The sequence below is a fragment of the Microbacterium sp. Marseille-Q6648 genome (assembly GCF_943181415.1).
Lineage (GTDB): Bacteria > Actinomycetota > Actinomycetes > Actinomycetales > Microbacteriaceae > Microbacterium.
The window spans coordinates 107,770-129,439 of record NZ_CALPBZ010000006.1 but is presented as its reverse complement, the minus strand read 5'-3'; the positions used below and the strand labels follow the sequence as shown (position 1 = coordinate 129,439).

Below are 21,670 nucleotides of genomic sequence, written 5' to 3'. Positions count from 1 at the left end.
CGCTCCACATCTTCGAGAGGGATTCCCCCACAGTCTAACAAGCGGGACCCGCTAATCCACGCTCTGAGGCCCTCTGGAGCGAGGAAATCCGCCGGAACGATCCCGGACGTACGTCACCCGTAGGTATCGCGCGGGCCCCTGCCTGGAATCGTTCTGGGACCCCATTTCCAAGAGGGGACGTCCGGGCCCAGGAATCTGATCGAGTCCACCCCGGCCTCGGGGTACCGGCGGACGATCTCGGAGAGGATCTGCGCGCGCATGAGCTGGAGCTGCTTGGCCCATGCCGTCGAGTCCGCCTGAACCGTGAGCACACCGTCGGCGAAAGCGACCGGGCGGGTGCGCTTGGCGGTGTCGGCACCGGCAACCTCGTCCCACGCCCGGACGACGTCCTCCCTCGCGAGCTGCGGTTCCCAGCCGGACTCGCGCGTGAGGGCCGAGAGCACGTCGCCGATCCCGTGCGGGTCGCGGCCCGGCGTGAACGGCTGGTTCTCGTCGTCTTCCCCCCTGCGGCGCCGGCGCTTGCGGTACGCGCGCGGTGAGGGATCGAGTCCGCGCAGGCGGAGGTACGTCGCGACCGTCTCGGGAATGCGATCGGGGACGGATGCCGGAAGCACCGGAGGCTCGACGCCGTCACTCATCGCCGACTCCACCACCCTGGATCGTGCCGGCCTCGACACGCACCATCCGGGCACGCAGCGGGTCGGGCACGTCCGCCTCGACGGCCGCGGTCACGATGACCTGTTCGAATCCGGCGACCAGCTGCGACAGCCGCAGGCGACGATCGGCATCCAGTTCGGCGAACACGTCGTCGAGGATGAGCACGGGGTCACCGAGCCGCGACTCGGCGCGCAGCAGCTCCGCCGAGGCCAGGCGGAGGGAGAGCGCGACCGACCACGACTCGCCGTGCGAGGCGTATCCCTTGACGGGCAGTCCGCGCACCGAGAGCCGCAGGTCGTCGCGATGGGGGCCGACCAGGGTGATGCCGCGATCGAACTCCGCGGCCCGGCGGTCGGCGAGCGCGCGCCGGAAGAGCTCCTCGATGCGCGCAGGGTCCAGGGGCGAGGATGCCGGACCGGACGTTTCGTCGGCTGCGTCGAGCGGGTCGCCGGGGTCTCCGGCACCGGCGACTGACAGTGACCAGTCCAGCTCGGGCCGGTGATCGGCCCCGGCGATCGCGGTGTACGCGTGCGAGACCGGGTCGGCGAGCTCGGCGGTCAGCGACAGGCGGGCGCGGATCACCTCGGTGCCGAGGGCGATGAGCTTGTCGTCCCACACGTCGAGCGTGGGCAGCGCGTCGCCGCGGAGCCCACGCGCCCGCGCGGACTTCAGCAGCGCGGTGCGCTGTTTGAGCACCCGGTCGTAGTCGGCGAGGACGCCGGCCAGGCGCGGTGCGCGCTGGATCAGCAGCTGGTCGATGAACCGGCGACGGGCGGACGGGTCCCCGCGGACGATCTGCAGGTCCTCCGGTGCGAAGAGCACCACCTGCGCATAGCGCGGAAGCTCCGCGGGCTTCACCGGCGCGCCGTTGACCCGCGCCTTGTTCGCACCCTGCCGGTTGAGCTGCATCTCGAGGAGCACCCGTCGCTCGCCGTGTGCGAGTCGGGCACGGATGATCGCGGCATCCGCACCGTCTCGCACCATCGGGGCGTCATTGGTGACCCGGTGCGAACCCAGAGTCGCGAAGTAGGCGATCGCCTCGGCCAGATTGGTCTTTCCCTGGCCGTTGCTTCCGACGAAGATGTTGGGCCCGGGGTGGAGCGCGACATCGGCCACCGCGTAGTTGCGGAAGTCGACGAGGCTGAGCTGCTCCACGATCACCGGAACACCTTACGTGGCGGCTGCGACCTTGTGCCGCCCGGGCTCGGGCGGGGGCCGCAGCGCCCGGTCACCGCAGCAGCAGGTTGGGCTGCAACAGGTACTTGAACGACTGCTCGCCGGAGGTGTCCACCGACGTCTGCGGCGTGATGAGCACCGGGCTCAGCTTGTTCGCGTTGTCGCTCGAGGTGAAGGTGATGCGGGCGAACTCGCTCTTGACCGCACCCAGCGACTCGAGCAGGTACTGCGGGTTCAGACCGAGGGTGACGTCGTCGCCGACCAGGTGAGCGTCGACGGACTCGGTCGCCCGCGCCTGCTCGGTGCCCGAGGCGTCCATCGAGACGCTGTCGGTCGTGAACGTGAAGCGCAGAGGTGCCGAACGGTCGAGAACCAGCGACACACGACGCACCGCCTCGGCGAGCTCTGCCGTGTTGACCACCGCGTGGTGCTCGTTCTGCTCGGGGAAGAGCCGCCGCACCGGCGGGAAGTTGCCCTTGATGAGCAGCGACGTCACGGTCTTGTTGCCGGCGGTGAAGGCGATGATCTCGCGGTCACCCGAACCCGAGAAGGCGATCGAGATGTCACCGGAGTGGGCGAAGGTCTTGCCCACCTCGGTCAGCGTCCGCGCCGGCACGAGAGCGGTCGTCGGCTCATCCTGCGCATCCGCGCCGCCGTCCCACGGGATCTCGCGGAGCGCGACGCGGTAACGGTCGGTCGCGACCAGGCTGAGCTGGGTTCCGGATGCTTCGAGCTGCACGCCGGTCAGGACCGGGGTCACGTCGTCCCGCGAAGCTGCGAAGGCGACCTGCGCGATGGCCGTGGCGAAATCCTCTGCGGGAACAACGCCCGAACCGCCGCTGACCTCGGGGATCGCGGGATACTCCTGCACCGGCATCGACGCGAGTGTGAAGCGTGCGGAACCGCAGGAGAGCAGGATGCCGCCGTCGGCATCCACCTCGATCTGGATCGGCGCGTTGGGAAGCCGGCTCGCGATGTCGGAGAGCAGTCGCCCATGGACGAGGATCGTGCCGGGCTCGTCGACCGTCGCCTCGATGGTCGTACGCGCCGATGCTTCGTAGTCGAAGGCGGCCAGCGACAGACCGACCTGCGAAGCCTCGATCAGGACGCCGGCCAGGATCGGCTGCGGATTGCGCTGAGGCAGCAGCTTGACGACGAACGACACGGCTTCGCTGAACACATCGCGATTGACGTGGAACTTCACAGATGCTCCCTCGGCAGCGGGTTGGGCCCTCTCATGCTAGTGGTACGAACCCGCGACGCCAGAGCCGCGGCATCCGAAGTCCTCCACCGCAGTCAAGGTGATCGGATCTCTCTCTTCATGTTTCTCTCTGTCATCTTGTTAACAGGTGTGGAAACTGTGGATAAGTCGGTGGATCCCAGCGCGGACACGGGAACTACAAAGTTGTGAGTTGTGGAACGGCTGCGGATTCACCCGGGGAGGACGTCGACGCGATCGGCGTCCGTCCCCGGCTCGTCCACAGGTTGTCCGCCGGCCGCTCACATCTTGTCCGCATGCGCGGCAAGTTATCCACAGGTTTTCCACACTGTGTAGAACCGCGCATGATGGCCTCGGCGACGAGGACTGTCAAGTGCCGGTTCCGGAATGCCGGCGCGTCGTCAGCGCCCGTTGCGGCCGAGCTGCGTGGTGATCTCGGAGACCTGGTTGTAGATCGAGCGGCGCTCTTTCATGAGGTCGCTGATCTTCTTGTAGGCGTACATCACCGTGGTGTGGTCGCGGTTGCCGAAGAGCTGCCCGATCTTGGGCAGCGAAAGGCTCGTGCGTTCGCGGCACAGGTACATGGCGATCTGCCGCGCGGTGGCGACGGATTGCGAACGGCTCGAGCCGTAGAGGTCGTCGACGGTGAGTTTGAAGTACTGCGCGGTCGCGCTGATGATGTCGGTCGGTGAGATCACGTTGGCGTCGTCCTGGTCGACGATGTCGCGCAGGACGGTCTGAGCCAGCGACATGTCCAGCGTGGAGCGGTTGAGGCTCGCGAAGGCCGACACGCGGATGAGCGCGCCCTCGAGCTCGCGGATGTTCGACGAGACCACGGTGGCGATGTATTCGAGCACCTCGTCGGGGATGTGGAGGCGCTCGCTCTGCGCCTTCTTGCGCAGGATCGCGATGCGCGTCTCGAGGTCCGGCGCCTGCACATCGGTGATGAGGCCCCATTCGAACCGGCTGCGCATGCGGTCTTCGAAGCCGGTGAGGTGCTTCGGGGGGACATCGCTGGTGATCACGACCTGCTTGTCATGATCGTGGAGCGTGTTGAAGGTGTGGAAGAACGCCTCCTGCGTCTCGGCGCGCCCCTGCAGGAACTGGATGTCGTCGATCAGGAGGATGTCCACGTCGCGATACCGGGCCTGGAACGCCGAGCCGCGGTTGTTGGCGATCGAGTTGATGAAGTCGTTCGTGAACTCCTCGCTCGAGACGTACCTCACGCGGATGCCGGAGTAGAGACTCATCGCGTAATCGCCGATGGCGTGCAGGAGGTGTGTCTTGCCGAGGCCGGAGTCGCCGTAGATGAACAGCGGGTTATACGCCTTGGCCGGCGCTTCGGCGACGGCCACCGCAGCGGCGTGGGCGAAGCGGTTGGACTGGCCGATGACGAAGTTGTCGAAGGTGTACTTGGGATTCAGGCGCGTATCGCTGCGTGAACCGGAGGGAGCGGCATCCGGGGCGTCGTCGAGGCCGACGCGGCCGATCGTCTGGCCGATCGAGGGAACCGAGGCCGCCGCGGGCGAGGCGTCGACTGTGGATGAAGCTGTGGATGACGTTGTGGATGCCGGATGCAGCTGCGCGTCGACGAGCTCGGGATTCACGACCACGCGGAACGTGCTCGCGGGTTCTGCGACCTGGTCCTCGACCTGCGACAGGGCCTCCATGATGGAGTTCCGCATGCGCTTGGTGAACTGCGCGGCCGTGAGGTCGTTGGGCACGTCGAGGTAGAGGGTTCCGCCCATGACCCCTTGCGGGACGGCGAGATTGAGGAATCCCTGCAACTGCGGGCTGATGCGGTCATCGCCGTCGAGCTCGCGCAGCACGGCCGTCCAGACGGGTACATCTGGAATCTCGTGCGATGACATGGGCCCCCCGGTGAATGTGTGCGTCACAGGCGAGGCGGAGTGTTCACGCGACCTGTGGATAACTGCCGGAGCAACGCTAGTCAGCGGGCCTGTCCGGAGCAAACTCCACTGTAGAACCGCCCCGCGTGTCATTGCCAGGGCCAATGCTCGGGATGCGGATAATGCCGCGGGCCGTTCTCGGTTTGAGTTATCGGCCGACTCGACGTAGCCTTAATCGGTTGACTTATGCCCTCGTGGCAGTCCCCTGTGTACGTCGTCCCCGGTCTGAGCGTCCCGGTGACACCTGATCCGGAAGTGATCCCTAATGAGCAAGCGCACTTTCCAGCCCAACAACCGCCGTCGCGCCAAGAAGCACGGCTTCCGTGCCCGCATGCGCACCCGCGCCGGCCGTTCGATCCTGGCGGCCCGCCGTTCCAAGGGTCGCACCGAGCTCTCGGCCTGAGCCGAGCGGTGCTCGCGAGGCCGAACCGAATCACCCGCGGATCGGATTACAAGGCCGTCGTCCGCCGGGGTCGTCGTTGCGCGGGCGCACACACGGTGACCTACGTCGTCTCCTCGGATGAGGGGACGACGTCGCGTTTCGGATTCATCGTGAGCCGTCAGGTCGGATCCGCCGTCGTACGCAACACCGTGCGCCGGCGGCTCAAAGCCGTCTGTGCACAGTCGCTTCCGGGAGTTCGGCCCGGCAGCGACGTCGTCATCCGCGCACTGCCGAGCGCGGCATCCGCTTCTTTCGGTGATCTGCGCGACGAGGTCGTTCGCTGTCTTGCCCGGAGGGCCGCATGAGCGTGCTCCCCGCGTACGCCTTCGGTGAGGGACACCTCGAGCCGGCGGATGTCGTCCGCGCGCTGCCGCTCATGCCGAGGAACGCCGGGCTCGCGCTCCTGCACGGTTACCGCGCCACCATCTCGCACACCTACGGCGACGTCTGCAAGTACTATCCGTCGTGCTCCGCCTACGCCGTCGGCGCGGTGCAGCAGCACGGTCTCGCGAAGGGCGTGGTGCTGACCGCGGCCCGGCTTGCTCGCTGCCACCCCTGGGCGAAGGGCGGCGTCGACGATGTTCCGCTCCACCCTCGCTTCCGCCATGAACTCACCCGTCACGGGTTCGTCGTGCCGGGTACCACCGGAAAGGACTGATCCACCCCATGGATCTCATCGGCATCATCCTCTGGCCGCTCAAATGGGCGGTCGAGGCCGTGCTCGTCGCGTGGCACTGGTTCTTCACGGCCGTCGGCCTTCCGCCGGCTGACGGGTTCACCTGGGTCTTCGCCATCGTCGGTCTGGTGATCGTGGTGCGCGCGGCGCTGATCCCGCTGTTCGTGCGGCAGATCAAGAGCCAGCGAAAGATGATGGAAATCGCCCCTGAACTGCGAAAAGTTCAGGAGAAGTACAAGGGCAAGCGCGACCAGCTGTCGCGCGAGGCGATGAGTCGCGAGACCATGGCGCTGTACAAGAAGCACGGCACCACGCCGGTCTCGAGCTGCCTACCGCTGCTCGTGCAGATGCCTATCTTCTTCGCGCTCTTCAGCGTGCTGAACGACGTACAGAAGATCGGCGCCGATCCGAACTTCAGTGGTGTGGGGCTTCTCAACAATGAACTCACCCAGCAGTTCTACGACGCCAAACTGTTCGGTGTCGCCTCGCTCCACGAGACCCTGATCAATGCGATCGAGAGCAACAACACCGTTGCGATCGTCATCCTGCTCATCCTCGTCGTGCTCATGATCGCGTCGCAGTTCTTTACGCAGCTGCAGATCATCTCCAAGAACCTGTCCCCCGAGGCCAAGACCGGCCAGGCGTACCAGATGCAGAAGATCATGCTGTACATCCTGCCTTTCGCGTTCGTCTTCTCGGGTGTCTTCTTCCCGCTCGGTGTCGTCATCTACTGGTTCGTGTCGAACCTGTGGACCATGGGCCAGCAGTTCCTCGTCATCCGCGAGATGCCCACTCCCGGGTCGGATGCGGCGAAGGCGCGCGAGGAGCGCCTCGCTCGCAAGGGCAAGGCGATCGACGCGCAGGGCAAGGTCGTCCCCATGGACAAGTACGTGGCCGAGCAGCAGCGACTGTTCGAAGAGGCCGAGAAGGCACGCCTCGCCGCTCCGAAGCGCCAGCAGCCGGTGAGCAAGCAGCGCGCCAAGAAGCAGGCGCAGAAGAAGCCCGGGTCCACGCCGCGGCCGGCCGACGCCGCCGAGGGCTCGCCCGGCTCGGCATCCTGATTTCCGTCACTTGACCCGGTTTGGAACCTCAATGACCGCTACCCCTGAGTACGCCTCCGACGACTCGGCCCGCCACGACCGCACTCCGGCGACGGTGGAGCAGCTCGAAGAAGAAGGCGACATCGCCGCGGACTTCATCGAGGGACTGCTCGACATCGCAGACATCGACGGTGACCTGGCGCTCGACGTACGCGCCGGTCGCGCGTACGTGTCCGTCGAAGCCGACGACGCGGCCGCGGTCGCTCACATCGCAGATCCCGACACCGTGCAGGCTCTGCAGGAGATCACGCGCATCGCGGTGCAGAACAAGACAGGCCGCTTCTCGCGGTTGATCCTCGACATCGGTGGTTCGCGGGATGCCCGGCAGCAGGAGCTTGCCGACCTGGTGGACCGTGCGATCGTGAAGCTGGACGAGGGTGCTTCGCAGGCCTCGCTGCCGGCTATGTCGAGCTATGAGCGCAAGCTGGTGCACGACATCGTGAGCGAGCGGGGCTTCATTTCCGAGTCGTACGGTGAAGGTGCGGCACGTCACACCGTCGTGCGCCGCGGCTGAACCGTTTCACGTGAAACATCGATGACCGAACTCGAGCAGGAACCGGCCGTAGCGGCATCCATCTTCGGCGACAGGATCGACCTCGCGCGTCGATTCACCGCGACATTGGGGGCGCAGGGTGAGGAGCGCGGTCTCATCGGCCCGCTCGAGCCGCCGCGCCTGTGGAGCCGGCACATCCTGAACAGCGCGATCGCCGCGCCCCTCTTCTCCGGCGTGGTGGGGGACGTCGGGTCAGGTGCGGGGCTGCCGGGGCTCGTGCTCGCGATTGCTCGGCCTGACGTTCAGTGGGTCCTGATCGAGCCCATGGAGCGTCGGGTCACCTGGCTGAACGAGCAGGTCGCTGAGCTCGGTCTCGACAACGTGGAGGTACTGCGCGCACGCGCGGAGGACTGGCGGCGAGGTCCGGTACTGGATGCTGTGACCGCACGCGCGGTGAGCGCCTTGCGCACCCTGGTGCCGATCACCGCTCCCCTGGTGCGTGACGGCGGTGAGCTCATTCTGCTCAAGGGGGCTTCGGTGTCGAACGAGATCGAAGCGGCTGAGAAGCAACTCCGCAAGTTCAAGATCAGCAACGCACGTGTCGAGGTACTCGGTGAGGGTGTCCTCGACGAGCCGACCAGGATCCTCCGGGCGACCGTGCGCTGATTGGCGCGGTGATCGAGTACCGCTGGCGCGCGAAGGTTACGTCGCTGCACCGGTGGGCTTCCGATGGAGCTCGCCGCTGTGTTTCACGTGAAACGAAGCGCTTCAGTGCGTTTCCTGGACAGATGGGCCTCTGGTGAGCGCCGCCGCCAGCGTCCCGTGTGTGCGATCAAGCTGACGGCGACGCACGAGGGCGGATGCGGTGAGCGTCTGTTAGGACGTTTCACGTGAAACAACGCTCCACGCCTATTGTGATGACCGGCAGGACCGCGTGCACCGTACAGTACGCGTGGAGTCTCTGCGCGTAAGTCCTGTCATGGTTGTCGCTGATGACATAGCCATGCCCGCGCGACGGACTCGGGTGCTCACGGGGTTTACGCGTGGGGGTGATGGCCATATCGCGTCGGCCTCCGGGATCCTTCGGGCTGCGCGTGGCAGCCAGACAGGTTTGGTCATCGCTCGAGTAGCCCCGCCTCGAGCGTCGGGTCTGTCGCCACGATGAGTTCTCTGCCTCGAGTTCCCGCCAGCGTGAGAGTGTCAAACGTCCGTCTCGGAACTGCCGTGGCTCAGTGGTGCGGAAGCGTTGGCACCGCTGACGGATGGTGTCGGCCCACGCTCGGAATCTTGCAGCGCCGCGGACGCTATCGCTGGGGTGGATCACGCGATAACGGCGCGCGGCAGGCAGGTCAGTTGATCCCTTAAAATGGCGTTTCACGTGAAACACCGCGCATTGTGTACGACAGGTGCATCTGCGGACCCGACATTGGGGTCGGTACGGGAGGACCACCATGTTCGTCCTCCCAGGGGTGGCCACCAGGGCGCGTGTTCCCAGCTCTAAAACGTGAGCGCTGTTCGCGCCCTAGTCGTCAGGCGGGCAAAAGACGCATTTCGGTGGCTACTCGTACGCCACCTGCGACGTTTAGCGGGCTGGGATGCTTGATATCCGATCCCCTGTGTACCTGGTGTTTCACGTGAAACAGAGCGCTGGTTGCTCCTTAGAGCCGAGTGGGTGCAGGCCTCTCTTGGCGCACCGCGCCGACCGACGTGATTATTGCGCCGACGTGCGCGGCCCACGTACGGCCATCTCCGCGCGCTGTCGGGTACGCCTGACGTGAGACCGGCCGTTGCGCGTGCGTGAAGGAACCAACGGTGCATAACGGTGCTGCATGCAGCGTGTGGGACGCGACCCGCTCCGGCGGGTGCGGTCGTCCGGAAGGCCTACTGCTTGCGACAGCACGAATGTTTCACGTGAAACCGGATCGCGGGAGCCTCAGACGCAAGTTTGATGGGCTCTTGCGGTGTTCAGAGGGCCACTGTCTTGTGGACGTGCGCGCTCCTAGCGTGTCGGGCAGGGCAAGTGCTGACGTGGTCGCTCGCGCATGGCGTGGATGTTTCACGTGAAACGGAGGCCGTGGCTGCGACGTAAGTCGTGGACCATGAGCAGTGCTTCAGGAAGCGCTGTGCCACGAACACAGCGGCTTCTGGCGCGTGCAGCTCGAAGAGGCAGGCCGCACCACAGACCGGCGGGCGCGGATGTTTCACGTGAAACGGATCGTACCAGCCGAACTCAGCCCGCGGACTGTTGCTTATGTGCTTGGCCTCCCCGCGTCGCGGCCGGCAACATGGCGGTCGCGTGCGTAACCGAAGCTCCTCCGTACGACGACGTCGGTTGCTGGCACGGCCGCACGGCTGTGCCTACTTCGTGGCGCGTCATGAACGGCACACGCATGCCTCATGGGCGCATGTACATCTTCCAGCCGGAAGACCGGTCTCCGCGCGTGGTGGGTAGAGGGCCCTTGAACGCTGGCACCGGTGCGCCACCATGGCGCAGATGCCCGATACGCGGGGTTCGGTCCCGCAATGAAGCGTGCTCTCCATTGGGAAGTTCGACGCCTTGAACGGACTCTCAGTGCGAGATACCAAACCAGGAGCACGCGCGGCGGGTCTCGGGTAGCCCTACGAGGCCATGCCGCAATCCAGCTCCATGTCGACGGTCAGCGAGGACCCCCCCGACGGCACGCTTGAGGCAGCGCGAGAATCCTGGCGTGAACGGACTGAACTCCGCGAGCGTACCCGGCACGCTGGCTAGAGCAAGAGGTGCACGTTCGCACGACCGCCGAACCGCCGATCCCCGCGCCGTTTCACGTGAAACACCCGCGGTTTCGCCCGAGACCCCTGGGACACAGCACTAGGTCTGTCGTTTCACGCGAACATTCGTGTGGTCGTGAGGGTCCTCTCTGTTTAGAACAGCCCCACATAACGCGTCGCCGGTTCGCGGGAAGCTGCCTCCGCAGTTTCACGTGAAACATCGTGCTTTACCGCGCCGCTGCATCCGCTCGCGAACAACGGCGAAGGACGGGTCGCCAGCTCGGGCCCACGCTCCTCGCGCAGATCGACAAACGCGTGTCACCTGCTGGGGCGCCCGCCGTCGCGGGACGCGAGAGTCCGGCGCGAACATGCCCTGCGCAGTGGGCGAGGCGGGAAGGGGGAGTCGAATGCGGCGACTAGAGTGGAGGACGTTGTTGTTCGCCGGCAAAGGGAGAGCGTTTCACGTGAAACAATCCGACGAGACCGGCTCCGGCGGCGCATTCTCGTTCGAAGACACACCTCTTGCCCGCGAACTGGCCGACCTTTCCGCCCGACGCCGCGCGCTCGACAAGGTGGACGTCGAACTCACCGGCCGCACCCGCATCCTGACGGTGTCGAACCAGAAGGGCGGCGTCGGAAAGACCACGAGTGCGGTCAATCTGGCCGCGGCGCTGGTCGCCGTGGGTGCTCGGGTTCTCGTCATCGACCTGGATCCGCAGGGAAATGCCTCGACGGCGCTCGGGGTGCCCCATACGGCGGAGACGCCGAGCGTCTACGACGTGCTCATCGACGAGTTCCCTCTGGCTGAGGTCATCCAGACCAGCCCCGAGTCGCCGAATCTGCTGTGTGCACCGAGCACCATCCACCTCGCGGGCGCTGAGATCGAGCTGGTTTCGCAGGTGGCTCGCGAACATCGCCTGCGCACCGCGCTCGAGGACTGGGTGGGGCGGGAAGATGCCGAGCACGTGGACTTCGTGATCATCGATTGCCCTCCGTCCCTGGGCCTGCTCACGATCAACGCCTTCACCGCTGCCGACGAGCTGCTCATCCCTATCCAGTGCGAGTACTACGCGCTCGAGGGGCTCAGCCAGTTGCTCGGAACAGTGCGCATGATCCAGAAGCACCTCAACCCGGGCCTGCGTCTGTCGACGATCATGCTCACCATGTACGACGGGCGCACCCGACTCGCCCAGCAGGTGGCCGACGAAGTGCGCCAGCACTTTCCGAAGGAAGTCCTGCGCACCGTCATCCCGCGCTCGGTCCGGGTGTCGGAGGCGCCGAGCTTCGGGCAGACCGTCATCGCATACGACGGGCAGTCAGCCGGTGCGATCGCATACAAAGAAGCAGCAGTAGAGATCATCCAGCGCGACCACGCGCACACCACCACCACAGAGGAGTCCTGATGGCCAAGCGCACAGGCCTGGGCCGGGGAATCGGGGCGCTCATCCCCACGAGCGAGCCGACGGAATCCCGTCCGGCCGATGTCTTCTTCCCCCGTTCGACCGAGACGGACCGCGCCGGCGACGGGGTCTCGACGACGGCGACCGCCGCCGACGACTCGGCCGCCGACCAGAAGGCCGCTGACGACAGTGCTGCGGACGGTTCGACATCGAAGGACCAGGACGATAACCCCGGGTCAGCGGAGACTTCGGTGGAAGAGGACGCAACCGAGACCGAACTGCTGGCTGTCCCGGGAGCCCGGCTCGAGCACATCGACCCGCACGCGATCGTCCCCAACCCCCGTCAGCCGCGAACCCACTTCGACCAGGACGACCTCGCCGAGCTCATCCACAGTGTTCGCGAGTTCGGCGTCCTGCAGCCTGTGGTCGTCCGCGCGAACGACGACGGCGAGTACGAGCTCATCATGGGGGAGCGTCGCACGCGAGCCGCCCGCGAAGCGGGCCTGACGTCGATACCGGCGATCATCCGCGAGACTGCCGACGAGCACCTGCTGCGCGATGCACTGCTCGAGAATCTCCACCGCTCCGAGCTGAACCCGCTCGAAGAGGCGTCCGCCTACCAGCAGCTGCTCGAGGACTTCGGCATCACGCAGGAGGAGCTGGCGACGCGCATCGGACGATCCCGGCCGCAGATCAGCAACACCATCCGCCTGCTGAAGCTCCCCGTGCCGGTGCAGCAGCGCGTCGCCGCCGGTGTGCTGAGCGCGGGTCACGCGCGCGCCATCTTGTCGTTGACCGAGGCCGAGGACATGCAGCGCCTGGCCGACAAGATCGTCAACGAAGACCTTTCGGTGCGAGCGGCCGAGGCGGCCGCCAAGATGTCGGATGCCGGGACGCAGCGCTCCCCGAAACCGCAGGCCGGGGCTCGCCGCGCTTACCTGAACGAGGTGGCCGACAGGCTCGGTGACCGCCTCAACACGCGGGTGCGAGTCGCATTGGGTGCACGAAAAGGCCAGGTCAGCATCGAATTCGCGAGCATCCAGGATCTCAACCGGATCCTCGAGGAGATCGGCGAATCAGGGTACGGCTCCGCCTGACCCCGCCCGGATCCTCCACAGGCGAACAGTCGTCGCGCCTCATCGCGACGACCCGTCGTACCCTGGATTGGTGGCGAATTCGGACCAGACCCCCGCGCGACGCGCGAGTCTCGAGCTCCTGCGTGCGGAGGCGGGTGACGAGCTTTCGGCGCTCATCGCCGAACGGCTCCGGGGCGGCGAGGATCCGTGGGACTTCATGGAGGACCTGCCCAGCGTCGACGAACTCGTCGTCTTCATGCTGCGGGCAGAGAACATCGCCGCGAACGGCGGGGTCCGCCCGGGTGCGTCCCGGCACTACCGGGTGCTCAGGCAGATCGCCCTGGATTACCCGGCGCTGACCCCGGCGGTCTGGCGCCTGCTGGGGGACGCCAACACGCATCGCCGATGGGACGCGACGGTCCGCGCGGACGTTCCCTGACCCCGGCCCGCACGCCCGAACCCACGCACGACCGAACCCACGCACGACCGATGCCCCACGCAACCGGGGGCCCGCACGACGAAGCCCCGGCGACCGCCCTCACGGGCAGCCACCGGGGCTCGAAGATGTCTGATCAGCCGATGTAGGCGGCGAGGTCCTGCTCGAGAGCGAACTTCGGCTTGGCGCCGATGATGGTCGTCTCGACCTGGCCCTTGTTGAAGACCTTCATCGCCGGGATCGACGTGATCTGGTACTTCATCGCGAGGTCGGGGTTCTCGTCGACGTTGAGCTTGAGCACCGTGATCTTGTCAGGGTGCTCCTTCTGGATCTCGTCGAGGACGGGCGCGACCATGCGGCACGGACCGCACCACGCTGCCCAGAAGTCGACGAGCACGGGCCCGTCGGCGTTCAGGACGTCCTGGTCCCAAGTGGAGGAAGACGTTGCCTTGGCGGTCATGGGTTACTCCTTCGTGAGGAACGATTCTCGGTGGATGGAACGCACCGCCGAGCCCGATTGTTCCGCGACCCTCGGCGGGCCCGGATGCCGGGTCAGACGGTGGTGACCTCGGGGAGGCCTTCGATGGGGTCGGCGTGGGGTGCCGGCTCGCCCGCCTCGCCGAGTCCGGCGAGGTAGTGCTCGAGGTCGAGTGCCGCAACGGTGCCGCTGCCGGCCGCGGTGACGGCCTGACGGTACGTGGGGTCGATGACGTCGCCGGCGGCGAAGACACCGGGCACCGAGGTGCGCGAGGAGCGTCCTTCGACGGCGATGGTGCCCTCGGGGGTCAGGTCGAGCTTGCCGTGCACGAGGTGGGTGCGCGGGTCGTAGCCGATCGCGACGAAGACACCGTCGAGGGCCAGCTCGCGACGCGTGCCGTCGACGGTGTTCTCGAGCACGAGACCGCTGACGGCGTCCTCTCCGAGGATGTCGACGACCTCGCTGTTCCACACGAACTCGATCTTGTCGTTCTTGAACGCCCGCTCCTGCATGATCTTGGATGCGCGCAGCTCGTCGCGGCGGTGGATGACGTACACCTTCGACGCGAACTTGGTCAGGAACGTCGCCTCTTCCATGGCCGAATCCCCGCCACCGACGACGGCGATGACGCGCTCGCGGAAGAAGAAGCCGTCGCACGTGGCGCAGTACGACACGCCACGCCCGGAGAGGCGGGTCTCGCCCTCGATGCCGATCTTGCGGGGCGCTGAGCCGGTGGCGAAGACGATCGCGTCGGCTTCGTGCGACGCGCCGCTGCCGAGTGAGACCTTCTTGACGGGTCCGTCGATGTCGAGCGAGACGACATCGTCGTAGAGCACCTCGGCGCCGAACTTCTCGGCCTGCTCCTGCATCTTGGCCATGAGGTCCGGTCCCTGGATGCCCTCGGGGAAGCCGGGGAAGTTCTCGACCTCGGTGGTGTTCATCAGCTCACCGCCGGCTTCGACCGAGCTGGCCACGACGAGCGGCGACAGATTGGCGCGCGCCGCGTAGATCGCCGCGGTGTAGCCCGCGGGGCCTGATCCGATGATGATGACCTGACGCACGTGCGCCCCTTTCGCTTGGTACCCAGTGCTCAACACATGGTAACGGCGGGGCATTCCGCATCCCCTGTGCGTCGCCGGATGGTCAGCCGCGCGTAACCTCAGCCCGCCGTGCCCGTCGCGCGCGCACGCGCAGCACCGTGCGGATGGCGCCGAGCACCAGCATCACTCCGACGATGACGCTCAGCGCGACGATCCCGACGCCCTCCCACTCGGCGCGCACATCGACGTTCACGCGTTCGGCCGAGCCGACGGCGATGGCCGACGGGCTCCGCAGCTGCAGGTCGAGCGCGACGTCACCGCTGCCCAGCCGGGCCTGCACCGGCACCACGACGCGGGTGTTGCTCTGCGCGGTCGCGATGATCGGCGTCGCGCGCTGCACATTCAGGCGCAGGTCGTCGGGCGAGGCGTACAGCACCAGCTCGACCGGATAGGGCAGGTCGTTGCGCACCCAGAACCGCAGGTCGGCGGTCGAGCCGGCGAGGGTGATGTCGCTCGTGGGCAGCAGCTCGACCGATCCGATCGTCGCCCGGGTGGCGAGGCGGTGCTCGGCGACGGCGACGTCGAACGCGAACGGCTGGCTCAGCCACGCGGTGCCCAGCAGCTGCAGGATCTCGGCCCGTTCGGGGCCGGTCAGCAGGCTCGAGTCGTCGAGGATGGTCGCGAAGCGGGCGAGGTCCTCTTCCGCGGCGAAGAGAGCGGATGCCGCAGCGCGGCGTTCCTCGTCGGTGTCGCTGTCGGCGATCGCAACCGGACGGGGTGCAGCGTCCGTGAGCGTGTCGAGGTCGACGGCGCGCACGCCGGGCGCATCCGTCACCGCGGTGATGGCGGTGCCGAGCCCCACACGCGACCTCTCGGTGGACCTGTCGAGCGCGATGGCCACAGGTCGCCCGCCCGCCTCGTCGGCGGCGAACGCCAGGTGGGCCGTGGCGGCCGTGAGGGCGGCGCCGCGCGGCAGGGTCTCGTCGAGCGCCGCAGCCTCGGTGAGCGCGGCAGAGATGTCGGCGTCGTAGACGATCACGGCGGCGTCGCCCGCCGAACCCCGAGCGGGGACGGTTCGGCCATCGGCGCCCTGACGGGTTGCACGGGAGTTCAGCAGCGTGAGCGAAGCGGTCTCGTCGTCGCCCAGACCACCGAGCTCGGCCACGACGCCGTCGGGGGCCGTGCCGCGCGCCGGCCAATACACGTCGGCTCGGGCCTCGCCGACGGCGAGGAGGGCGTCCAGATCGGGAACCGCCGGCGTCTCGGGGTCGGACGTCGGCGTGGGGGTGGGCGTCGGAAGGGCCGTCGGCTCGGGCACGCCGACGAAGTTCTCGGGGTCGATGTAGGCGGTGAGCGCGCGGGGCTGCAGGGGGGTGCCGGTTCCGGCCGCGAGCTGCACCGCGACATCGGCATCGCCGAACTGCAGCGCGAAGCGGGGGTTCGGGAGCGCCTCGAGTCGGGCGAGCCACTCGCGGGCGGTCTCGGGAGCGGCGATGCCGAGGACGCGGACGGCCGCGGCGATCGCCGGGTCGACCGCGAGGATGGCGTCCGATCCGTCGACCGCGTCGAGCTGGTCGGTGAGTGCGCCACCGGGAGCGGTGAGGGTCTCGAGCTCTTCGGCGGTCAGCATCCCCTCGGTGAGGGCGCCGGCGGTCAGGGGCACGACAAGGCCGACGTCGACGGTCTCGGCCTCGGGGTCGGGAACGGTGATGACGCTCGTCGACGACACGACGTCGTCGCCGGCGGTGAACGAGGCGACGAGCGGGTACACGCCGGGATCGAGGCCTCGCAGCGCGGGGTCGTCTGCCTCGACGGTGAGCCCCCGCACCACGGCCTCGCCGGCCAGGAGCGGCTCGAAGACGGTCTCGGCGACCTCGCGCGTGGCCACGCGGCTCGTCTCGCCGCCCAGCCACGATGCCAGGGCTGCGCGATTCGCCAGCGGGCGGGTGCCGAGGAACAGGGCGACGTCGGTTCCGGCGACGGCGACGCTCGCCTCGTTCGCGAGGCTCACCGACGCGGTGAGATTCTGCCCGGCCTCGAGGATGCCGTTGCCGACGGGGGCGAGCGTGAACGCGACGGCGTCGGCGGAGAGCACGGCGGTCGGTGTCGGCGTCGGAGTCGGGGTGGCGCCGGGAGTCGCGGCGATCGACGGTGTCGGGGCGGGAACCGGGGTCGCCGTGGCCGTGTCGGACAAGGTCGCCGCTCCGGCAGTGGCTGCGCCCCCCGCTGCAGTCCCAGACACCACAGACCCGGACACCGCAGCGCCCTCCGCCCCGGAAGCCGGCCCAGTGACGACGGGGGCCAGCACGAGAGCCGTCACCACCGCGACCGTCGCCAGAGCCCGGCGCGCGGCGCGGCGAGGAAGAGGGAGGGTGACGGTCATGACCAGGTTCGCTTCTGTGCGAAATCCGGACCGGACCGCACGATCAGGTGCGATTCTACGGAACGCTTCCTCTGAGCCTTCCGAGGCCCGGCGCGGTTGAATGGATTCGTGCTCCCCGAACCAGACGCCGACCTGTGCGCCGCGCTCGCCGCCGACCTCGCCGCCGCCGGCTACCACTCCGAAGCGGTGCGCACCGCGTGGGGGCCTCTCGCTGACGACGCCATCGCCCGCGGACTCCGCGAACCCGCCCTCCGCGCCATCGCCGATCGCGACGACGCACTTGCCGTTCTCGCCCGCACCCTGATGCTGGGGATGCCGCAACCCCCGGCATCCGTCGATCGCGCCCTTCCCCGCACGCGCACCGCGGGCCTGGTCCGCCTGGGACTCGCGCGACGGGAGCACGACGAGTGCGTTCCCACCGCGCTCCTTCGGCCGCAGTCGTTCGCCGACGAGCGGGGCGCCGGACAGTGGTGGATCGCGAGCGACCTCGATGAGGCCGCGCTCGGCGGGCCGATCGCCGAGGACCATGTGCTCGGAGTGGGAGGGGCGTCGTTGACGCTCGCGGGGCTCCAACTGCCGACGGCGGCGCACCGCGCGCTGGATCTCGGCGCCGGCTGCGGCATCCAATCGCTGCGGGCGCGGCGCGACGTCGACGAGGTGATCGCCACCGACATCTCACGGCGCGCGCTGCGCTTCACGCGGCTGAACGCCCTGCTGAACGGTGTGGACGACATCGACGTGCGCGAGGGCAGTCTGTTCGAGCCGGTGGCGGGCGAGGTGTTCGACCGGATCGTGTCGAATCCGCCGTTCGTGATCACCCCGCGCGTGGCCGGCGTGCCGAGGTACGAATACCGTGACGGCGGCATGGACGGCGACGACCTGGTGGCCGCGGTCGTCCGCGGCGTCGGGGCGCACCTCGCGCCGGGCGGGGTGGCGCAGCTGCTCGGCAACTGGGAGTCGCGCGACGGGCGGGCCGGGCTCGACCGGGTGCGTGCGTGGGTCGAGTCCTCGGACGTGCCGCTGGACGCGTGGATCGTCGAGCGCGAGTCACTCGACCCGCTCGCGTACGCGCAGCTGTGGGTGCGCGACGGAGGCACCGTACCCGGCACGCCCGAACACGCCCGGATGCTGGATGCCTGGCTCGTGGATTTCGAGGAGCGCGGCGTCACCGCCATCGGCTTCGGCTACCTGCTGCTGCGCCGACCGGTGTCGGGTGTGCCGACGCTCGCGCGGTACGAGGCTCTGTCGCATCCCGTCGCCGACGGACTCGGCGCGCACCTCGCGGCTGCGCTGGCCGCACACGACCGGGCGGCGGCGATGTCGGACGAGGCGCTCGCCGCGGCGGTGCTGGCGGTCGCGCCCGAGGTGACCGAGGCGCGGCACCACATGCCCGGAGAGGCCGACCCCACCGTCATCGAACTCCGGCAGGGCGGCGGCTTCGCACGTACCCTGTCGGTCGACCCGGGTCTGGCCGCACTCGTCGGCGCCTGCGACGGCGACCTCGCTCTGGGCGTGCTGATCGACGCCATCGCGCAGCTGCTCGACGCCGATGCGCCGAGGCTGCGCCGCGAGCTGCTGCCACGCGTGCGCGACCTGCTGGTGACCGGCATCCTCACCTTCGCGCAGGACTGACCGCCCCGGCATCGGCAGGAGCCCTGCGCGGCGCCTCGGTAGGCTGGAAGCCATGCTCAACATGGCCGAGGGTGTCGCGCGCCTCGGCGCGCTCGCCGAGTCGCCGATCGTCGCGACGGTCGCTGCGGCCTTCGCCGATGCCGGCTTCGATCTTGCGATCGTCGGAGGACCGGTGCGTGACGCGCTGCTGGGCCGCGAGACGCACGACCTCGATTTCACCACCGACGCCCGCCCCGACGACATCCTGCGGATCGTCACGCCGATCTCGACCGCCCAGTGGGACATCGGCCGCGCGTTCGGAACGATCGGCGCTCGCGTGCGCTCGACCGGCGGACGCACCGAGCAGGTCGAGATCACGACGTTCCGCGCCGACAGCTACGACGGCACCACGCGCAAGCCGACCGTCGAGTTCGGCGACACCCTCGAGGGCGACCTCGTGCGGCGCGACTTCACCGTCAACGCGATGGCGCTGCGCGTGCCCGCCAAGGCGCTCGTCGACCCGACCGGCGGTGTCGAGGATCTCATCGCCCGACGGCTGCGGACCCCCGCCGACCCCGGCGTGAGCTTCGGCGACGACCCCCTGCGGATGCTGCGGGCCGCGCGTTTCGCGTCGCAGCTCGAGTTCGACGTCGACGATGCCACCGTCGAGGCCATGGCGCGGCTGCGTCAGACACTGTCGATCGTCAGCCCCGAGCGCATCCAGGGCGAGCTCGTGCGACTGCTGCAGACGGCCGATCCGGTCCGCGGCATCCGGCTCATGGTCGACACCGGCCTCATGGACGAGTTCCTCCCCGAGATCCCCGCGCTGCGGCTCGAGGTCGACGAGCACCACCACCACAAAGACGTGTACGATCACTCGCTCACGGTGCTGCGTCAGGCGATCGCGCTCGAGCAGACCCGGCATCCGGATGCCGCGCCCGACGTCCCCCTGCGCCTGGCGGCCCTGCTGCACGACATCGGCAAGCCGGCGACGCGGCGGCTCGAACCCGGGGGTGGGGTCACCTTCCACCACCACGACATCAAGGGCGCCCGGCTGGCGAAGAAGCGGCTGAACGCGCTGCGCTTCGACTCCGAGACGATCCGCGCCGTGTCGCACCTGATCGAGCTGCACCTGCGCTTCTTCGGCTACGCCGAGGGCGCGTGGACCGATTCGGCCGTGCGGCGCTACGTGCGGGATGCGGAGGGCGACCTGGAGCGCCTGCACATCCTCACGCGCGCCGACGTCACCACGCGCAACAAGCGCAAGGCGACCCGGTTGCGCACGGCTTACGACGACATCGAGCGCCGCATCGACGAGCTCGCCGCGCAGGAGGAGCTCGAGGCCATGCGGCCCGAGCTGGACGGCAACCGCATCCAGGAGGTGCTGGGCATCCGCCCCGGCCGCGAGGTCGGTGAGGCATACCGGTACCTGCTCGACATCCGGCTGGACGAGGGCATCATCGGGCCCGAGGCCGCCGAGGAGCGGCTGCGCGCCTGGTGGGCGGGCCGGAGCTCCGGGGACTGAGCGCGTTTCGTCTCGGTCGCTCCGCTCCCTCGCTCAACGTCCGGAACCCGCGCTGAGCGGGAAGCCGCCCCTCTTCGGAGCGGCCGCCGCCCTCGGACGTTGAGCGAGCGAAGCGAGACGAAATGCCGGCACGGCACGATGGCCGCCACCCCCGGGCGTTGAGCGAGCGAAGCGAGACGAAACGCGGTTACGGCACGATCACCGCGCGGCCGCGGACCGTTCCGTCGTGCAGCTTGCCGTACGCGGCGACGGCGTCGTCGATGCCGAACTGTTCCACGTGCACCGACACGGCACCCGACCGGGCGAGGTCGAGCACTTCCATCAGCTCCGAGCGCGTGCCCCAGTAGGGTGCGCGGGCCGAGGCCCCGAACGGCGTCGAGAAGAACCCGGTCGGCAGCAGTCCGCCGCCGATGCCGACGATCTCGATGTGTCCGTCCACCGCGACGACGGCGCGAGCAGTGTCGAGGGTGGGCTGTGCGCCCACGAAGTCGAACACGACGTCGGCGCCGAGGCCGTTCGTGAGGTCGCGCACCCGTTCCGCGGCATCCGGCCCCGACACGACGATGTCGTGGGCGCCGACTTCGCGGGCCAGGGCGAGCTTCTCGTCGCTGAGGTCCAGCGCGATCACGCGCGCCTGGCTGATGGCGCGGATGATCTGCACGCCGACGTGGCCGAGCCCGCCGACCCCGATCACGACGGCGGTGGATCCGGGGACGAGTTTCGGGAGCGCGTTCTTGATGGCGTGGTACGGCGTCAGTCCGGCATCCGTCAGCGACACCGTCTCGACCGGATCGAGGTCTCCTAGGGGGATGAGGTGGCGCTTGTCGTCGACGATCAGGTACTCGGCCATGGCTCCCGGCGCGCCGAGTCCCGGAGGGGCGATGCCCAGCTCCGCCGCGTGCGGGCAGTAGTTCTCGGCGCCGCGCGAGCAGGCGTGGCAGAGTCCGCAGCCCCAGGGTCCGTAGACGGCGTAGGAGCCGCCGACCTCGATGCCCTCGACGCCCTCGCCGAGCTTGTCGACGATGCCGGCGCCCTCGTGGCCGAGGGTGAGCGGCAGGCCGTAGATGTACTGCTCCTCGGGGAGGTCCATGACGAACCAGTCGGAGTGGCAGAGCCCTGCGGCGGTCACCTTGAGTCGGATCTGTCCCGGACCGGGTTCGGGCACGTCGACCTCGACGACCTCGGGTCCCTTGCCGATCTCTCGGTACTGCACAGCCTTCATGGCGACTCCTTTCGTGGGTGATCTCAGACTCACATTCCGCAGCCGGCGCGGACAGGGTCTTCCGTCCCGTCGTCC

19 protein-coding genes are annotated in these 21,670 nt (G+C 68.3%); 11 read left to right on the top strand and 8 right to left on the bottom strand.

Annotated elements, in window-relative coordinates; all coding sequences use genetic code 11:
• Nucleotides 1-113 precede the first annotated feature (113 nt).
• The 4 genes from NFR93_RS14915 to dnaA form a co-directional block, all read right to left on the bottom strand.
• Nucleotides 114-638, bottom strand: coding sequence for a DciA family protein (locus NFR93_RS14915; protein ID WP_251455080.1), 525 nt, complete (start codon nt 636-638; stop codon nt 114-116).
• Complete coding sequence (gene recF, locus NFR93_RS14910) at nt 631-1,818, bottom strand: DNA replication/repair protein RecF (protein ID WP_251455072.1); 1,188 nt, start codon at nt 1,816-1,818, stop codon at nt 631-633. Before recF ends, NFR93_RS14915 begins: the two co-directional genes overlap by 8 nt.
• A 67-nt stretch (nt 1,819-1,885) precedes the next feature.
• Complete coding sequence (gene dnaN, locus NFR93_RS14905; protein WP_251455069.1) at nt 1,886-3,037, bottom strand: DNA polymerase III subunit beta; 1,152 nt, start codon at nt 3,035-3,037, stop codon at nt 1,886-1,888.
• 416 nt (nt 3,038-3,453) lie between these two features.
• Nucleotides 3,454-4,800, bottom strand: coding sequence for a chromosomal replication initiator protein DnaA (dnaA, locus tag NFR93_RS14900; protein WP_502846314.1), 1,347 nt, complete (start codon nt 4,798-4,800; stop codon nt 3,454-3,456).
• A 427-nt stretch (nt 4,801-5,227) separates the two neighbouring features.
• Here dnaA and rpmH point away from each other — a divergent pair, with 427 nt between their 5' ends.
• The 9 genes from rpmH (at nt 5,228) to NFR93_RS14855 (ending at nt 13,339) form a co-directional block, all read left to right on the top strand.
• Nucleotides 5,228-5,365, top strand: coding sequence for a 50S ribosomal protein L34 (gene rpmH / locus NFR93_RS14895; protein WP_053546712.1), 138 nt, complete (start codon nt 5,228-5,230; stop codon nt 5,363-5,365).
• Between the two features lie 8 nt (nt 5,366-5,373).
• The gene (gene rnpA / locus NFR93_RS14890) at nt 5,374-5,709 is read left to right on the top strand and encodes a ribonuclease P protein component (protein ID WP_251455063.1); all 336 of its coding nucleotides are present in this window, start codon (nt 5,374-5,376) and stop codon (nt 5,707-5,709) included.
• Complete coding sequence (yidD, locus tag NFR93_RS14885) at nt 5,706-6,062, top strand: membrane protein insertion efficiency factor YidD (protein WP_251455060.1); 357 nt, start codon at nt 5,706-5,708, stop codon at nt 6,060-6,062. Before rnpA ends, yidD begins: the two co-directional genes overlap by 4 nt.
• A gap of 8 nt (nt 6,063-6,070) precedes the next feature.
• Nucleotides 6,071-7,141: a membrane protein insertase YidC gene (yidC, locus tag NFR93_RS14880; protein ID WP_251455057.1), complete on the top strand. Its 1,071-nt coding sequence runs from the start codon at nt 6,071-6,073 to the stop codon at nt 7,139-7,141.
• Between the two features lie 31 nt (nt 7,142-7,172).
• Nucleotides 7,173-7,694, top strand: a complete 522-nt coding sequence (locus tag NFR93_RS14875; protein ID WP_251455054.1) for a Jag family protein — start codon at nt 7,173-7,175, stop codon at nt 7,692-7,694.
• 21 nt (nt 7,695-7,715) lie between these two features.
• Nucleotides 7,716-8,339, top strand: a complete 624-nt coding sequence (rsmG, locus tag NFR93_RS14870) for a 16S rRNA (guanine(527)-N(7))-methyltransferase RsmG (RefSeq protein WP_251455051.1) — start codon at nt 7,716-7,718, stop codon at nt 8,337-8,339.
• Nucleotides 8,340-10,831: 2,492 nt separating this feature from the next.
• Entirely contained in the window at nt 10,832-11,827 is a 996-nt protein-coding gene (locus NFR93_RS14865; protein ID WP_502846313.1) for a ParA family protein, read from the top strand.
• Nucleotides 11,827-12,921, top strand: a complete 1,095-nt coding sequence (locus tag NFR93_RS14860) for a ParB/RepB/Spo0J family partition protein (protein ID WP_251455046.1) — start codon at nt 11,827-11,829, stop codon at nt 12,919-12,921. Before NFR93_RS14865 ends, NFR93_RS14860 begins: the two co-directional genes overlap by 1 nt.
• 70 nt (nt 12,922-12,991) lie before the next feature.
• Nucleotides 12,992-13,339, top strand: a complete 348-nt coding sequence (locus tag NFR93_RS14855) for a tryptophan synthase subunit alpha (protein WP_251455044.1) — start codon at nt 12,992-12,994, stop codon at nt 13,337-13,339.
• A 133-nt stretch (nt 13,340-13,472) separates the two neighbouring features.
• Here NFR93_RS14855 and trxA read toward each other — a convergent pair whose 3' ends face one another.
• From trxA to NFR93_RS14840, 3 genes are all read right to left on the bottom strand, one after another.
• Nucleotides 13,473-13,796, bottom strand: a complete 324-nt coding sequence (trxA, locus tag NFR93_RS14850) for a thioredoxin (protein ID WP_251455042.1) — start codon at nt 13,794-13,796, stop codon at nt 13,473-13,475.
• A 92-nt stretch (nt 13,797-13,888) separates the two neighbouring features.
• Complete coding sequence (trxB, locus tag NFR93_RS14845) at nt 13,889-14,875, bottom strand: thioredoxin-disulfide reductase (protein WP_251455039.1); 987 nt, start codon at nt 14,873-14,875, stop codon at nt 13,889-13,891.
• 82 nt (nt 14,876-14,957) lie between these two features.
• A complete protein-coding gene (locus NFR93_RS14840; protein ID WP_251455037.1) occupies nt 14,958-17,237 on the bottom strand; it encodes a DUF6049 family protein in 2,280 nt (759 codons plus the stop codon).
• Nucleotides 17,238-17,345: 108 nt separating this feature from the next.
• Here NFR93_RS14840 and NFR93_RS14835 point away from each other — a divergent pair, with 108 nt between their 5' ends.
• Nucleotides 17,346-18,869, top strand: a complete 1,524-nt coding sequence (locus tag NFR93_RS14835) for a DUF7059 domain-containing protein (protein WP_251455035.1) — start codon at nt 17,346-17,348, stop codon at nt 18,867-18,869.
• 52 nt (nt 18,870-18,921) lie between these two features.
• Nucleotides 18,922-20,373: a CCA tRNA nucleotidyltransferase gene (locus tag NFR93_RS14830; RefSeq protein WP_251455033.1), complete on the top strand. Its 1,452-nt coding sequence runs from the start codon at nt 18,922-18,924 to the stop codon at nt 20,371-20,373.
• A gap of 187 nt (nt 20,374-20,560) precedes the next feature.
• On the opposite strand, the gene NFR93_RS14825 is transcribed toward NFR93_RS14830, so the two are convergent.
• Nucleotides 20,561-21,595, bottom strand: coding sequence for an NAD(P)-dependent alcohol dehydrogenase (locus NFR93_RS14825; RefSeq protein ID WP_251455031.1), 1,035 nt, complete (start codon nt 21,593-21,595; stop codon nt 20,561-20,563).
• Nucleotides 21,596-21,670: the final 75 nt, after the last annotated feature.